At 42.2% G+C, this 16,201-nt stretch carries 14 protein-coding genes; 8 read left to right on the forward strand and 6 right to left on the reverse strand.

Features of this window, described 5'->3' with window-relative positions; all coding sequences use genetic code 11:
• Positions 1 to 12 precede the first annotated feature (12 nt).
• The 5 genes from HYN49_RS11240 to HYN49_RS11260 all read left to right on the forward strand — a co-directional run bounded on the left by HYN49_RS11240 (position 13) and on the right by HYN49_RS11260 (position 6,418).
• Positions 13 to 495: an ABC transporter ATPase gene (locus tag HYN49_RS11240; RefSeq protein ID WP_108904206.1), complete on the forward strand. Its 483-nt coding sequence runs from the start codon at positions 13 to 15 to the stop codon at positions 493 to 495.
• A gap of 10 nt (positions 496 to 505) precedes the next feature.
• Positions 506 to 3,523 (forward strand): glycoside hydrolase family 3 N-terminal domain-containing protein, encoded by a 3,018-nt coding sequence (locus tag HYN49_RS11245; protein ID WP_108905043.1) that lies wholly within the window; start codon positions 506 to 508, stop codon positions 3,521 to 3,523.
• A gap of 126 nt (positions 3,524 to 3,649) precedes the next feature.
• Positions 3,650 to 4,792 (forward strand): hypothetical protein, encoded by a 1,143-nt coding sequence (locus HYN49_RS11250; protein WP_108904207.1) that lies wholly within the window; start codon positions 3,650 to 3,652, stop codon positions 4,790 to 4,792.
• 67 nt (positions 4,793 to 4,859) lie between these two features.
• Positions 4,860 to 5,996, forward strand: a complete 1,137-nt coding sequence (gene bshA / locus HYN49_RS11255; RefSeq protein ID WP_108904208.1) for an N-acetyl-alpha-D-glucosaminyl L-malate synthase BshA — start codon at positions 4,860 to 4,862, stop codon at positions 5,994 to 5,996.
• Positions 5,993 to 6,418, forward strand: a complete 426-nt coding sequence (locus tag HYN49_RS11260; RefSeq protein ID WP_108904209.1) for a protease complex subunit PrcB family protein — start codon at positions 5,993 to 5,995, stop codon at positions 6,416 to 6,418. Before bshA ends, HYN49_RS11260 begins: the two co-directional genes overlap by 4 nt.
• Positions 6,419 to 6,470: 52 nt before the next feature.
• On the opposite strand, the gene HYN49_RS11265 is transcribed toward HYN49_RS11260, so the two are convergent.
• From HYN49_RS11265 to HYN49_RS11275, 3 genes are all read right to left on the reverse strand, one after another.
• Positions 6,471 to 6,962 (reverse strand): porin family protein, encoded by a 492-nt coding sequence (locus HYN49_RS11265; RefSeq protein ID WP_108904210.1) that lies wholly within the window; start codon positions 6,960 to 6,962, stop codon positions 6,471 to 6,473.
• A 173-nt stretch (positions 6,963 to 7,135) separates the two neighbouring features.
• Positions 7,136 to 7,939, reverse strand: coding sequence for a hypothetical protein (locus HYN49_RS11270; protein ID WP_108904211.1), 804 nt, complete (start codon positions 7,937 to 7,939; stop codon positions 7,136 to 7,138).
• 40 nt (positions 7,940 to 7,979) lie between these two features.
• Positions 7,980 to 8,807, reverse strand: coding sequence for a UDP-2,3-diacylglucosamine diphosphatase (locus tag HYN49_RS11275; protein WP_108904212.1), 828 nt, complete (start codon positions 8,805 to 8,807; stop codon positions 7,980 to 7,982).
• 197 nt (positions 8,808 to 9,004) lie between these two features.
• Here HYN49_RS11275 and aroC point away from each other — a divergent pair, with 197 nt between their 5' ends.
• Entirely contained in the window at positions 9,005 to 10,063 is a 1,059-nt protein-coding gene (gene aroC / locus HYN49_RS11280; protein WP_108904213.1) for a chorismate synthase, read from the forward strand.
• 105 nt (positions 10,064 to 10,168) lie between these two features.
• Positions 10,169 to 11,749: a dicarboxylate/amino acid:cation symporter gene (locus HYN49_RS11285; protein WP_108904214.1), complete on the forward strand. Its 1,581-nt coding sequence runs from the start codon at positions 10,169 to 10,171 to the stop codon at positions 11,747 to 11,749.
• A gap of 93 nt (positions 11,750 to 11,842) precedes the next feature.
• On the opposite strand, the gene HYN49_RS11290 is transcribed toward HYN49_RS11285, so the two are convergent.
• Together HYN49_RS11290 and HYN49_RS11295 are read right to left on the reverse strand one after the other, a co-directional pair.
• Positions 11,843 to 12,253: a thiol-disulfide oxidoreductase DCC family protein gene (locus HYN49_RS11290; protein ID WP_108904215.1), complete on the reverse strand. Its 411-nt coding sequence runs from the start codon at positions 12,251 to 12,253 to the stop codon at positions 11,843 to 11,845.
• A 6-nt stretch (positions 12,254 to 12,259) separates the two neighbouring features.
• The gene (locus HYN49_RS11295) at positions 12,260 to 14,428 is read right to left on the reverse strand and encodes an endonuclease MutS2 (RefSeq protein WP_108904216.1); all 2,169 of its coding nucleotides are present in this window, start codon (positions 14,426 to 14,428) and stop codon (positions 12,260 to 12,262) included.
• A gap of 110 nt (positions 14,429 to 14,538) precedes the next feature.
• Here HYN49_RS11295 and ung point away from each other — a divergent pair, with 110 nt between their 5' ends.
• A complete protein-coding gene (gene ung / locus HYN49_RS11300; RefSeq protein WP_108904217.1) occupies positions 14,539 to 15,204 on the forward strand; it encodes a uracil-DNA glycosylase in 666 nt (221 codons plus the stop codon).
• 70 nt (positions 15,205 to 15,274) lie between these two features.
• Here the strand turns inward: ung and HYN49_RS11305 are convergent, their stop codons facing one another.
• Positions 15,275 to 16,201, reverse strand: a complete 927-nt coding sequence (locus HYN49_RS11305) for a transglutaminase domain-containing protein (protein ID WP_108904218.1) — start codon at positions 16,199 to 16,201, stop codon at positions 15,275 to 15,277.

Consider the following 16,201-nt stretch of genomic DNA (forward strand, 5'->3'; position numbering starts at 1 on the left):
ATAATTCCCAACATGTACGTTCCTTTTGAAAATTTACCGGATGAATCCCGAATCTGGATTTACCAGTCCAACCGCAAATTCACCGATGAAGAAGTGGCTGAAATGGAAGTCTCACTTAAAGACTTTATCGAAAACTGGAGCGCACATGGCCACGGACTTGAAGCTTCTTATGAAATAAAGTACAATCGCTTTATTGTGATTGCTGTAAACCAGGAAAATCAGGGCGCTACGGGTTGCTCGATTGATGCTTCCGTGCAGTTCATACAATCGCTTGAAAAAAAGTATGAAGTGGATTTGCTCGATAAAATGAACGTCACTTTTAAACTTGGCCAGCATTTTGCCCATAAATCACTTATCGATTTCAAGAAGATGGCCAAAGAGAAAGCCGTTTCAGGAAATACGATCGTATTCAATAATCTGGTTAATAATATTGCGGAATATAAGGATTCCTGGGAAGTTCCTGCAGATGAAAGCTGGCATAGCCGCTTTTTTTAAAATTTCAAAAATGCACCATTCTTTTTTACGGATTTTCATTTTCTTTTCGCTGGCTATTGGAGTGTGCAATTGTGCGTCGAAAAAGGAGGTGAATGCCAAGCCTGTTGTCAATACTATAGATACGATTCACGAATTTAAGCAAAATGAAATCGGTAAGTCAACCGTCAGCCGGAAGGAGAAATTTCCATTCCTGAAAGACTCTGATGGGGAAAGTAAATGGGTTGACAGTATCTATGGAAAAATGACTCTCGACGAAAAACTGGGCCAGCTTTTTATGATTTCGGCTTATTCCAATAAGGATTCTGTGCATTTCAATATGATTGACAGGATGATCCGCAACTACAAAATCGGCGGATTGATTTTCTTCCAGGGCGGTCCGGGAAGACAGGCCAGGCTGACGAACCGCTTTCAGTCAAAATCCAAAATCCCGTTATTTATAGCCATTGATGCCGAATGGGGTGTAAGCATGCGTCTTGATTCTACGTACCGGTTTCCATGGAATATGACACTCGGAGCGATTAAAGACAAGGAATTGATCCGTAAAGTCGGCACCCAAATGGGTAAGGAAAGCAAGCGTTTGGGCATCAATTTCAACTTTGCACCGGTACTCGACATCAATACGAATCCAAAGAACCCGATCATCGGCTTTCGTTCGTTTGGTGAGGATAAAGTCAATGTCACTTCCTCTGCCATCGCGTTAATGAAAGGTGTTCAGGGCGAAAATGTATTTTCTACCGGGAAGCATTTCCCAGGTCATGGCGACACCGAAACAGATTCGCATTATTCGCTGCCTTTGGTGAATTTTACAAAAGAAAGATTGGAGCAGGTCGAACTTTATCCATACAGGCAAATGTTTGACGAAGGGTTGGTTTCAGTGATGGTGGCACATCTCAATGTGCCGAGTTTAGAGCCGCGCGACAGTTATCCATCATCCATTTCATATAATGTCGTAACCGGTTTATTGCAGAAAGAAATGGGTTTCGACGGATTGATTTTTACCGATGCATTGAACATGAAAGCCGCATCAAATTACAGAAAGCCCGGAGAGATTGATCTTGAAGCGTTTTTAGCCGGAAACGATATGCTGCTTTGCGCGGAAGATGTTCCGACAGCCATGGAGAAATTATGTGTAGCTTATCAGGATTCCCTTTTTTCGGAGGAAAGACTGGCCTATTCGGTTAAAAAAATCCTTAAATTCAAATACAAGGCGGGATTAAACCATTACAAACCGATTAACACTGCCAACATTTCAGCGGACATCAATCCATCGGAAAATACGGCATTGCAATATCAATTGTATGAAAATGCGATAACCGTGTTAAAAAATAAAGAAACGCTGCTTCCGATAAAAAGCATTGAAAAAACACGCATCGCGTACGTGAAATTGGGTGACGACAATAACACGTCATTCGTTTCTACCTTAAAAAAATATACGGAAGTAACCGAAATTGCGGATGCCAATATTGATTCGCTGAACGTGAAGCTTAAGAATTTCGACTTGGTCATCGTCGGTTTCCACAAATCGGACAAGGCCTGGAAAAATCATGCTTTTTCAGAGACCGAAATCCAATGGGTAAACCAATTGGCGTTGCAAAACAAAGTCATACTTGATGTTTTTACCAAACCATACTCCCTTTCGGCAATTCCTGATTTCTCTGAAATTGAAGGGCTTATCGTTTCTTACCAAAACTCGGATATTGCGCAGGAAGTTTCTGCCGAACTGATTTTTGGGGCTATCGATGCCAAGGGAAAACTGCCCGTTTCAATCAGCAATGATTTTAAGGTCAATTTTGGATTACCCACTGAAAAACTGGACCGACTTGGATTCACTGCGCCGGAAAACGTCGGGATGAACCCTAAAATACTCGCAAAAATAGACAGTATTGCACAAAAAGCAATCGATGGCAAAATGACTCCAGGAGCTCAGGTGCTGGTCGCACGGAAAGGCAAAGTGATCTATCAGAAATCCTTTGGATATCACAGTTATGACAACGTCAGGAAAGTGCAGAATTCAGATGTTTATGACCTGGCTTCACTTACGAAGATCCTTGCCACTTTGCCCAATGTCATGCAGGCTTATGACAAAGGGAAAGTGACGCTGGATACGAAATTGGGAGTAATGCTTCCGGTTTTTGCAAATACCGATAAAAAAGATATTGCGTTTAAGGAATTGCTTTCGCATTATGCGCGTTTTGAAGCGTGGATCCCGTTTTATAAGTCGACATTGGATTCCAATAAAATCCCGATGGAGAAATACTACAGGAAAGTCCCTGACGAGGTATTCTCAAAACAAGTTGCCGACAGCCTTTACATCCTGAAAGATTATAATGACACGATCATGAAAGCCATTGCGAATAGCAGGCTGCTTCCTAAAAAGGAATACAAATACAGTGATTTTACATTCCTTATCCTGAAAGAATATTTGGAAAAAATTAATCATAAAACGCTTGATGTGCAGGCGTACGAGAATTTCTACAGGTTTTTAGGCGCTAATAATACATTGTTCAATCCTTTGCAGAAATTCGTAAAAACGGACATTCCCCCTACGGAAGTTGATAAATATTTCCGCCATCAGGTACTGCAGGGCTATGTACATGATATGGCTGCTGCGATGGAAGGTGGTGTGGCAGGCCATGCCGGACTTTTTTCAAATGCGATGGATGTGGCAAAAATAATGCAGATGTATTTGCAAAAAGGGCATTATGGCGGACATACTTACTTCAGCGAAAAGACGTTCAATGAATTCAATACCTGCTACTTTTGTGCCGAAGGAAACCGTCGCGCTTTAGGTTTTGATAAGCAACAATTGCCCGGAACACAAGGCCCGACTTGTGGCTGCGTATCTGCTTCAAGTTTTGGGCACACAGGATTTACAGGAACTTATGCATGGGCAGATCCTGAAACCGAGATTGTCTACATTTTCCTCTCAAACCGAACTTACCCTGATGCCTCAGCGCCTAATGCGCTTTCTAAAAATAATATAAGGGAAGACATTCAGAAAGTGATACAGGAGGCCATCATAAAATAAACCGTATTTACCAGCATAATTGAAAACCAATCTCAACGATTGGTTTTTTTGTTTATTAAAATAACTATTTGTGATTTTATTTTATAATTTTGTTCGTATTTAGAGAATTAATTTAATCTTTATAAAATGAAAAAAATAAAATCTGTAGTATGGCTTGCATTCATTTGTGTGCCAGCATTGGGACAAGTTGGGATTAATACGACAAATCCTAAAGCCACATTAGACGTTCAGGTTGAAAATCCGGCTTCTCCTACAAATGAAGACGGTTTCCTGATCCCTAAGGTTTCAAATTTCGCGGTGTCATCACCAGTATCTAAAGGCCTGATGGTTTATCTTGAGGATACTGAGAACAACAACACACAGCCTGACGGCTTTTACTTTTGGACGGGCTCGAAATGGGATTCCTTTTCAGGATGGAAGCTCGATGGCAATACCGGAACAACAGCACCTACTGTGCCTATAGGCGTTTCCGCGGATAAACATTTCATCGGAACTACTGATGCGGTAGATTTTGCTTTTGCAACAAATGGCCTGGAAAGAATGCGGATCAGCAGTTCCGGAAATATTGGTATAGGAAAAAACAATCCGACCAAAAGATTGGATATAGATGCCAATAATGATTTTATCCGTATTGAAAAGCTGGCTTCCAAAAATACCAGTTTAAAGACTTACTATGCAGTTGTCGACGCTGGTACGGGTGAAATCGGAATGTCGCAAGTTGAGAATGTTGCAGGGCAAATCATGCGCATAGGAATAGACGACGGCATTACCTACAGTTCAACAGAAAAAGCATTGCGATTTAAAGACAACAATGACGCTACAGAAATGGGTTCCGTAAACTTCATCAATTCCATCACAGGCAGCAGTTTTACTGAAGGAGGATCCGCCTCAACTGACAAAGACCTGATTAACCTTCCTGCCGGAACGTATCGTGTGACACTTAAAGTGAACTACATTTCGGATGCGGGATCTATTTTGCAGATAGGGACCTCAAACAGCCTGTCATTTAAAATAATCTTAAACAATGCAGAGTATTCCAAGCATTATACCTCATTCATTACTACAGGTATTTTGGGCATTGGATTGCTGTCGGGTGGCAGTGTCAATGAATTCGTCATCACTGATTACATCCAATTGTCCTCGGCATCATCATTATATTTTGCCACAAAGAGGGAAGCCGGTACGCAAAATTATTCGATTTATGAAAAGGAAACCATCAGTGGCACAAATTCTTACCGTTCGATAATTATGGTGGAGCGGCTCAGATAGTTTTTTAACGCAAAACTTCCGAAGGCAACCGGCTTTTTTCTTACATTCGTTACACTAAAACCAAAAAATGAAAATTGCTATTGTCTGTTACCCAACATTTGGCGGAAGTGGCGTTGTTGCTACAGAACTTGGCCTTGAGCTTGCCCGTCGGGGGCATGAAATCCACTTTATCACCTATCGTCAGCCTGTGCGCCTGGCATTGCTGAACTCGAACATCCATTACCACGAAGTCAACGTTCCGGAATATCCATTATTCCATTATCAGCCCTATGAGCTGGCGCTTTCGAGCAAACTCGTCGATATGGTAAAACTGTATAACATTGAATTATTGCACGTGCATTATGCTATTCCACATGCCTATGCAGGCTACATGGCCAAGCAAATGCTTAAAAGCGAAGGCATCAAAATCCCGATGGTCACTACGTTGCATGGTACGGACATCACGTTGGTCGGGAACCATCCGTTTTACAAGCCGGCGGTGACTTTCAGCATCAATAAATCAGATATCGTGACTTCGGTTTCACAAAGCCTGAAGGACGATACGTATAATTTATTCAATATAAAAAAGGAAATTCACGTGATTCCGAATTTCATCGAGCTTGATAAAAACCTTGACGATTCGAGCATTCCCTGTCATAGGTCTGTTATGGCAAAGCCTGAAGAACGCATCATCACGCACATCAGCAATTTCAGGAAAGTAAAAAGGATTCCGGATGTAATCCATATTTTTTACAAAATCCAGCAAAAAATTCCCGCCAGGCTCATGATGGTAGGAGATGGTCCGGAAAAAATAAAAGCAGAACAGCTGTGCGCCAAACTCGGTATCAGTGATAGGGTGATTTTTTTCGGCAACAGCAACGAAATTGATCGGATCCTGAGCTATACCGATTTGTTCCTGCTGCCATCCGAGACCGAAAGTTTCGGGCTTGCCGCATTGGAAGCGATGGCTTGGAGCGTACCAGTAATTTCGAGTAATTCGGGTGGATTGCCCGAAGTAAATTTCGATGGAATTTCAGGGTTTTTAAGCGATGTAGGCGATACGGATGCCATGGCTGAAAATGCTATCAAAATATTATCGGATGACGCTGCGTTATCATCGTTTAAAAAGAATGCGCTTGAGGTGGCAAAGCAATTCGATATCAAGAATATCCTTCCGTTGTATGAAGCGCTTTACCATCAGGCATTATCTAAAATTACATTATGAAAAAAATTGGATTACTTTTGATGGCCTTGGTGCTTTTTTCGTGCAAAACGACTAAAACTAGCGGAACGTCGCCATTATATGAAGTGCTTGCGGAAAGGAGTACGGGTGGTGCACAGATTAAGTTTTATGAAATCATTTCAGAGCCGAATGAATTCAAAATGATTAAAAATGATCCGGCATTAAAGAAAAAAATAAAACCGACAGATATCGATACGTCAAATTTTGTGATTCTAAGTGCAGGGGAGAAAAATACAGGCGGCTACAGTATCGGTATCGAGAAGATTGAAGAAACGGCAAACAACATCATCGTTACGATCAAGGAAGAAGGACCGAAGCCGGGTGAAATGGTGACAGAATCACTGACGACGCCATTTACAATCATAAAAATAAATTCAAAAAAGGAAATCATTTTCAACGATTAAATAAAACCATTAAATAAAAAATCCCGCCTGTTGAGCGGGATTTTTCTGTTATTTAGAACCTGTATCTCAGGCCAAGTGCAATATCCGGACCGAAATCATCATCCCTGAATTCGTCACCAAAATATAATTCTGGTCGGATGTCAAGGGAAATCTGCAAAGGAATATCAAAATTGTACTCAATTCCAATGTCTCCGGCAGCCAGAAGGAACGTTCCGCTGTCGTCGTATCCCGGAGGCGCTTTGTCAATGCTGTAGCTTCCGATACCTCCACCAACTCCTGCAAACCAATAAAATCCGGCATCGATATTCCAAAACCACTGGTAAACACCTACAAGTTTGTAAGCATCATAGTTTTTGTTATCACGCCATCCTAAATCCAGCTCCAGGCGGTTGTTCCCTGAAAAACGATGCTGATAAGAAAGTTCCCCACCAAAACCGTCATTGTCTCCCAAACGCAATCCCAGGGCATTTTTTGAAACCTCCTGAGCTTCAGCGCTGAATGCCAAACCGAGTAGCATTACAGCAGATAAAATCAATTTTTTCATCATAATTGTTTTTAAAGGTTAGTTTTTTGAATTACTGATATTTATAGTATCAATTAATTTATTCCAAAAGTAGACCTTAACTGCCTTACGTTTGTTATGAAATTTCCTCTTAAATTTTATAAATAAAAAAGGCTGCCTAAATTGACAGCCTTAATGGAATCGATATTTTATCCTTAATTTGTCGTATTCTGCATTACGTGATAATCATCCAATACTTCTGTCTGGCTTTGGCTTCCTGAAGATGGGAAAGGGAATTGGATATTGAGCAGGGACAAATCCACCAGGTGATAACTGATATTGGTATTTGCATGCACCATCCCGATGCCTTCTGCATAATATTGTGTAGAAGTCACCACATCCTGTGCTTCAAGTAAAGTAAACGGAAATCCTTGATAAGTTCCCGTTACAGCAACATTTAAAATCGTCTTTACAGGTTTTAAATTGTTATAAACGGTATTGTCCGGAGCGGTGTAAGTGGCTTCTTCCGCTTGTGCAATAGACTTCAAGGTATAGTTTATGGTCAACGGGAATCCCTGCAGCGTCTGCTGTAAGGTTCCTGAAACCGAACTCAATTGCTGGTTTTCGGTGGCGTTTTTATCAAAAACAACGAAATCCGTCAGTTCTAAATCAATAGGCAATGCATTGGCAACATTTAGGCCTGCACCACCTGTGAGCAACAGTTTACCATTCACTTCGCGCACGCTGTTCCCCCTTAAAGTATTCGAGAAAAAGCCAGTAGGGATGGACTCGGTTTTGAACTTTTTATAAGTATTGGTATTAATCACGGTGTCATTGGCTATATACAACGAATCCCTACCAATTGAATTATCGCTTCCTGTGACATTATAAACCCAGTAATTCCCGATGGTCACAGGCATAAAATTAGTTTCCACGGCCGGCCCGGAAGAATCATCACTATTGGAGCATGAGACGAGGAAGCCAAATGCCACGGCGATCAATAACAACTTGTTTTTCATAAAATTGAGTTTAGTTTGCCGCTAATGTAAGCAAAACATCCTAATCTCTCAAAAAAATTGAATACTGTGCCAATTCTTTGCCAAGTTTATCCTCAAATTCAAAATAATCCACCTCTTTCAATAATGGATCATCATTATAGTTGTATAACTTCCAACGCTTTTTATTGTATTCCAAAGCCGTCAGGTTTTCAATCCAGTCACCGGAATTCAGGTAGATCGTTTCGCCTCTTTTATCCGATTTCCGCAAAATCTTCGGCTCGTGGATGTGCCCGCAGATTACGAAATCATAGCCGTTTTCCAAAGCAATATCTGTAGCGGTTTCTTCAAAATCAGAAATGAATTTCACCGCTTTTTTTACACTGGCCTTAATCTTTTTGGAAAATGAATAGGGCTCTTTTCCCATGCGCTTTAAGCACCAGTTCACAAACCGGTTTATCAATATAAGGTAATCATATCCGATCCCGCCCAGTTTTGCAATCCATTTTGCATGATTTACCGAAGCGTCGAAAACATCGCCGTGAAAAATCCATGCTTGCTGCCCATCCAGATCCAAAACCAGCTTGTCTGCAATCGAAAAGTTCCCGATGTGCGCCTCGCTGAATTTACGCAGCATCTCATCATGGTTACCTGTTAAATAATATACCTTGGTACCTTTCGTGGCAAAATCAAGGATTTTCTTGACTACCTTTAAATGCGACTTTGGAAAATACGATTTCCGGAATTGCCAGATATCGACAATGTCGCCATTCAGGATAAGCGTTTTCGGCTTGATTGTGGAAAGATAACGATGCAGTTCCTTCGCGTGGCAGCCGTAAGTGCCCAGATGCACATCTGAAATCACTACCAGTTCAACAGCTCTCTTTTTCATAAATTGAAGTTTTACAAATGAAAGGAGGTAATGTAAACTGAAGGTCAGGAGAATATTATCAATTGGATAACATGATGGATTGTCAGATTACCGGATTTTCAGAAATTTTTGCTGAATATTTAATGGCAATTATCCGATAATCTGAAGATCTGAAAATCTAACAATCTAAATTATCTATATTTGTAAAAAACCAAACCATGGCCGGAAATTCTTACGGTACAATTTTCAAAATAACCACATTTGGCGAGTCACACGGCGAAGCCCTAGGCGGGATCATCGATGGCTGCCCTCCGGGCATTATACTCGATTTCGATACCATAAAACTAGACATGCAACGTCGTAAACCCGGCCAGTCCAATATAGTTACACAACGTCATGAAGAAGATGAAGTGCAATTCCTGTCCGGTATTTTTGAAGGCAAGACCACGGGCACACCTATCGGTTTTATCATCCCAAACACCAACCAGAAATCCGACGATTATTCCCATATTAAGGACGCATACCGCCCGAGCCACGCCGATTATGTTTACGAAAAAAAATATGGTATCCGTGATTACCGCGGCGGCGGACGCAGTTCGGCGCGCGAAACGGCAAGCAGGGTAGTGGCAGGCGCAGTTGCAAAACAGGTCATTGCTGATATAAAGATCAACGCTTTCGTGTCATCTGTAGGGGATATTTTCATCGACAAACCCTACCAGGTATTGGATTTTTCCAAAACTGAATCCAATCCTGTACGTTGCCCGGATGGAGCTACGGCTGCCAAAATGGAAGAATACATCCGCCAGATCCGCAAAGAAGGCAATACCGTGGGCGGCACCATAACCTGTGTATTGCAAAATGTGCCCGTCGGACTTGGAGAACCCGTATTCGACAAACTTCACGCTGAACTCGGTAAAGCCATGCTCTCCATCAATGCCGTACACGGTTTCGAATACGGCAGCGGTTTCTGCGGTGCCAGGATGAAAGGCAGTGACCATAACGATTTATTCAACGCTGATGGCACGACCAAATCAAACCTGTCCGGCGGCATCCAGGGCGGCATTTCAAACGGCATGGATATTTATTTCCGTGTAGCGTTTAAGCCTGTAGCGACCATTATGCAAACGCAGCAAACCATCGATAAAGATGGAAATATAATAGAAATGCAGGGCAAAGGCCGCCATGATCCTTGTGTCGTGCCGCGCGCCGTGCCGATTGTCGAGGCGATGGCAGCGATCGTCCTGGCCGATTTTTATCTGATGAATAAAATGTATTAGGAGCTATTCCGGCTGTACGCTGTATCTTTTATTTTTTAAAGAAAAAAATAAAAGGATGCCGCTTCCATCCGGGCTAGTTCTTGTCAAAATAACGAAACAAGACTTATGGAACATCCCGAAAACAAGAAATCAAAGCTGACCCGCAACATTTTCATCGCGCTTGTCGTCGGTATCGCGCTGGGATTTGCGTTAAACAAGTATTACGTCTCCGACGAAAACGGCAAGATTGAATTTTATTCCAAAAAAACGGAGACCATCAATAATGAGATTAAAACCTATCTTCCTGATTCATCGGCTGTAGATTATAAAAAAGCTGCCGCTTCATTAAAAAAATATGAAAAGCTTAATGCAGATTTACTTGCGGAAATTAACAAAAGCAATGAAAAGTTCGGCGACAGCTATTTACTGATTCAGGCAACAAAGGACTCTATTTCAAAATTTGGGAATCTGCTTAAAATACCTAAGAAAGATACACTTACAGCTGTTTTTACAAATTTGAAAAGCCAGAAAGATTTCGCGTCGGAAAAGCTCACAGACCTTACAAAAGCACGTGATAAGAAACTCGAGTGGTTCGCGCTGATCGCCGATATTTTCCTGAGATTAATCAAGATGATCGTCGCACCGCTGGTGTTTACGACATTAGTTGTAGGTATTGCCAAACTCGGCGATATTAAAACTGTAGGCCGCGTAGGAGGGAAGACGATGCTGTGGTTCGTATCGGCTTCATTGATGAGCTTAATATTAGGAATGATCCTGGTAAACATCTTCAAGCCCGGCGAAGCCATGCACCTTGCACTGCCGCTGGACAACCAGGTTACCGGGATTGACAAAGCCGCATTATCGGTAAAAGATTTCGTCACGCACGTCTTCCCGAAAAGTTTCATCGAATCGATGGCCAATAATGAAATCCTGCAGATTGTCGTGTTTTCGATTTTCTTCGGGGTGGCTGCCGCCGCATTGGGAGAAAAAAGCGAGCGGATCATCAAGGCATTGGATTCGATATCACATATTATATTAAAGATTACCGGTTTCATCATGAATTTCGCACCTTATGCTGTTTTCGGCGCGATGACGGTGGTGATCGGGAAGCAGGGCATCGGGATTTTGACCACTTATGCCATTTTCATCAGTGAATTCTATTTCGGGTTATTGGTGCTTTGGGGGATCCTGATTTTAGCCGGTTCCGTTTTTATCAGGAAAAGGGTTTTGGTTTTGGTAAAAAGGATTAAAGACCCGATTTTGCTGGCGTTCAGTACCAGCAGCTCGGAAGCGGCATTCCCGAAAACCATGCTGGAACTCGAACGTTTTGGCTGCAGCCCGAAAATCACAAGTTTCGTGTTGCCGCTAGGTTATTCGTTCAATCTTGACGGCAGTATGATGTACATGACTTTTGCTTCGATTTTCATTGCGCAATCCTATGGCATTCACCTGCCTTTGGAAACACAAATCTCGATGCTTCTTGTGCTGATGCTTACCAGCAAAGGCATTGCGGGTGTACCAAGAGCTTCTTTGGTGGTGATTGCCGGAACGTTGGCCAGTTTCAATATTCCGGAAGTCGGGATTGCCTTGTTGCTCGGCATTGACCCGATCCTTGATATGGGGCGCAGTGCCACGAATGTTGTGGGGAACAGCATCGCGACGGCTGTTGTCAGCAAAATGGAGGGAGAACTTTCGGATAGTCAGTAAATGCGACAGGGATAGCAGCGGCATCCTTTTCCTGAATCCTGAAAGGTTCAGGAAAAGATAGAGCGGATAGCCCGGCCGTTCGCCCAAATAAAATTAAAGAAATTTCGCTCTCAATTCTTCAGTCGGAATCATACACGCATCTTTTTTGCCAAACCATTTGTAACGGTTCTTGGCGATATAATCATAAACGATATTACGCAGTGTACCAGGGATGATTTTAAAAATGGTACCTAAATGGAACAGTCCGCCGAATTCCTTAACGATTTCAATGGCAGCTGATGACTTGTAATAATAGGCTTTCCCGGGTTCGTATAACACGACGCTGTCGATATGCTTTGTGTCAATCCCGATGTGTGCCAGGATTTCCTTCCCCAGATCTGATTGTAGCGCCACAAACCGGAAAATATCCCTCTTATCATGCCTGATGACATATTGCACCATGCTGTCGCAGAGGTTGCAGATGCCGTCGAAGAGGATGATTTTTTTTTCTTCAGGTAGATTCATGGGATACTATTTCTTCGCTTCGACAAATTCCAATGATTCCAGGCTTACCGTTGAAGTAAATAGCCCATAATTTACCACCGCTTTATTCTTCTCAATCTTATCGATGGACCCGACGGAGCGCCCGTCGAGCATGCGGACGCGGTCTCCGACTTTGAGTACCGGTTTGGGTTTTTCAACAACCTGCGCCGCCTTGATTTTTTTTTCTTTCTTTTCCTTGCGGATTTCCTCGACTTTGACTTCGACTTCTTTTATGATCTGTTTTTGCTGGACTTCTTTGGCTTTTTGCTCTTTTACAGTAGCTTTTTTTCGTTTGGAACTTTCAATTTCAATTAATTTCAGAAATTCTCCTATAATGGCTTTCTTATCTTTGTTGTTCACGTACTTATCGGCCATTTCATCCACCTTTTGCCCCATATAAATCAGCTTTTGGTTGCTGTCATACAATTCCTGGTAGCTTTCGAGTTTTTGCTGGATGCGGCTATTGATATGCTGCATTTTCTGGCTTTCCTCCCGCGCTCTGGTTTCTTCTTCTTTAAGTGTATTCGAGGTTTTTTCCAGTTTTGAACGTTCCTTTTGCAAGGTAGCAATGGTTTTATCGAAGCGTACTTTGCCAACTTCAATTTTCTTCTTCGCACGGTTGATCAGCCCGAAAGGGATGCCGTTTTTCTGCGCCACTTCAAATGTAAACGAACTTCCTGCCTGGCCCAAAACCAGTTTGTACATCGGTTCCAGGGACTTTTCATCAAAGAGCATGTTCGCATTCATGGCATAAGGCAGCTCGTTTGCCAATATCTTCAGGTTCGAATAATGTGTCGTAATGATACCAAACGCCTCCCGATGGTAAAATTCTTCAAGGAAAATTTCTGCCAATGCACCGCCCAGTTCAGGATCGGATCCCGTCCCGAATTCATCGATCAGGAACAATGTTTTCTTATTGCACTTTTTTAGGAAATAATTCATGTTCTTGAGCCTGTAACTATAAGTACTCAGATGATTTTCAATCGATTGGTTGTCGCCGATATCAGTCAAAATCCGGTCAAACAAGAAGGTTTCGCTCCGCTCATGTACCGGTATCAGCATTCCGGATTGCAGCATCAGTTGCAGTAGCCCCACGGTTTTTAAAGAAATGGTCTTTCCCCCGGCATTGGGTCCTGAGATGACAATAATGCGTTTGTCCTGCTTCAGTTCAATGGTCTGCGGGAACGTTGGTTCGTTTTTTTGTTTATTCGTAAGATATAAAATCGGATGGTAAGCATCGCGGAAGTACAAACGCTTTTCATCAGTAATTTGAGGCAAAATACCATTGATCCGTACAGCATATTTCGCTTTGGCAGCAATCACATCAATGTCGCCCAGGAAATCCTGGTATTGTATGATCAAGGGCAAATGGATACGGATTTCATTGCTCAGTTGCTTTAAAATGCGCATGATTTCCTCTTTTTCTTCGTATTCGAGGTTGCTGAGCTCACGCGAATATTTCAAGGTGGCTTCGGGTTCGATGTAAGCGATGCTTCCGGTTTTGGAACTGCCCAGGATGGAACCTTTGACTTTCCTGCGGTACATCGCCAAAACTGCCAACACACGCCTGTTCTGTACAAAACTTTCCTTGATATCATCCAGATATCCCAAGCCGGAATATTGTGTGAGTGCGATGCCGAAACTTTGGTTGACTTTTCCGCGAACGGTATTCATTTCACGACGGATATTTTGCAATTCAGGGGACGCATTGTCTTTGATTTCACCATATTTGTCTACAATGGTATCAATCTTACTGACGATTTCCTTTGTCAGTTCAATCCCGGCTGCCTTGATATTTAAATTGGGATAATAATCGTCAAACTTCCTGAAGTATTGCAGCAAAATGTTCACAGTTTCAGACAATGATGCAATCTTGCGGAAACTTCCGGCCTCGAGCACACTATTTTCAATAGCGAGGAATTTTATTTCATGGCCCACCGCATCGAATCCATGGTTGGGAATGGCATTATTGTTTTGGAAAGAAGAAACATATTCTGATGCCTGCAACAAAGCTTCCATCAGTGTTTCCTTATCTTTAAAAGGGGTGATACCAAGCGCTTTCTCCTTACCGATATCGGTATTGCACATCGCGGAAATGGTTTCGAGTATGGTGGTGAACTGCAAATCCTGCAGCGTTTTTTCTGTAATAGAGATCATGTATTCAAAGCGAATTTTGTATTGCAAATTTACTCAAATATTATGCCATTTTATAAACCAGGCAGTAAGGTTTTACATGTGGGAATCGTTATTTTTGTATAAAAAAGCGCATGAATATTAAAATTGAACCTTCGTGGAAAGCAGTATTGTCGGCAGAATTCGACAAGCCTTATTTTAAAGCGTTAACTGACTTCGTAAGTGCAGAATATAAGGCAAACACCTGTTATCCTCCCGGACCCGAAATATTCAATGCGTTTAACAATTGTGCATTTAATGAAGTTAAAGTAGTGATTATCGGGCAGGATCCGTACCACGGCCCGAAACAGGCGAACGGTTTGTGTTTTTCTGTTCATGACGGGATTCCGTTTCCGCCTTCACTGATCAATATTTTTCGCGAAATTAATACTGATTTGGGTTTGCCTATTCCACCATCGGGCAATCTTGAGCGTTGGGCGAAACAAGGCGTACTGCTTTTAAATGCTACCCTGACCGTCAGAATGGGAGAAGCTGCCAGCCATCAGGGACATGGATGGGAAACGTTTACTGATGCAGTGATCCAGGAACTTTCTGACAGGAAGGAGCATGTGGTTTTTTTGCTTTGGGGCGGTTTCGCTAAAAAGAAAGGGGCTAAAATCGACAGGAGCAAACACTATGTCTTGGAATCCGGGCATCCATCGCCATTAAGCGCCAATAAAGGACATTGGTTTGGGAACAGGCACTTCAGCAAAACAAATTTATTTTTGGAATCAAAACAACTTCCTGAAATTAAGTGGTAAATAGTGAATTTCAAATTAAGAATTACGGGATGCGCATCATCATTCGTAATTTGTTATTCCTAATTCATAATTAATACAGCGTCAGCGCTCCAAGTATTTCCTCCGACATGAACGGCCCACCCGGATAGGTAGCCGTATAATCAAGGTTTAGCCAGATCTGCCCGTGTTCATCGATGTGATAATGAACGGTTTTACCCTTGCTTTCTTCCTTAAACAGCACTTCTTTGATTATGTAATTAATGGCTTCAAAGTCTTTTTGCGTGCCAATCAGCATTTCCGGATACAAATGCGCATCGGTACTGATAATCCTCGGCACACCACCGATGGCGCGGATGCAGGCTGCCATCAAAATCGAATGGTCGTCACAATCCCCTGAAAAATGCTGTACGGTTTCACTGGCCCGCGCGATGTATTCCCTGCCGCGCGGATCATTTACATAGTTCCACCGCTTTTTAATTTCCTTAAATACGGCGAAGCACTGCACGGTGGTGCGGTATTCCTTATATTTATTGATGTTGCGGAAATGCTTTGTAGTAGCCATCAATGCAAAATTACGCACATCGGGATTGTCATAATCGATCGCGTCCAGGATTTTGGATTTGTTGGGGAACGGCAACAGCTTGGCAATGATAATGTCCTGCGGGTTGGGATCTTCGGACATATTATAAAGCATGGCGTTATAATCTTCTGCAACCGACCAAAAACCAAAATTCCCAAAAATGCTGTTGAACAATAAAAAAAACAAATAAGCAGCAATACAGATGATGATCACCCTGCGCAACAGCCGTAACAGTAATTGCAGTAAAACGACTATGGCAATAAAAAGCAGGATGCGGTCAATTTCAAACGGCCATTCCGGATCGACAAGGTTTTGATGAATGATTATAAAAACCGGAATTGCAATCAGGATGTTCAATATAAAAATGATTATATCGTCCCAGGGCTTTTTGACCCGGAGCTTCTGGATAATCGCTTTAATATTGGAAAGTTTCCACAT

Origin of the sequence: Flavobacterium pallidum (genome assembly GCF_003097535.1) — a bacterium.
In the GTDB taxonomy this organism is placed as follows: Bacteria; Bacteroidota; Bacteroidia; order Flavobacteriales; family Flavobacteriaceae; genus Flavobacterium; species Flavobacterium pallidum.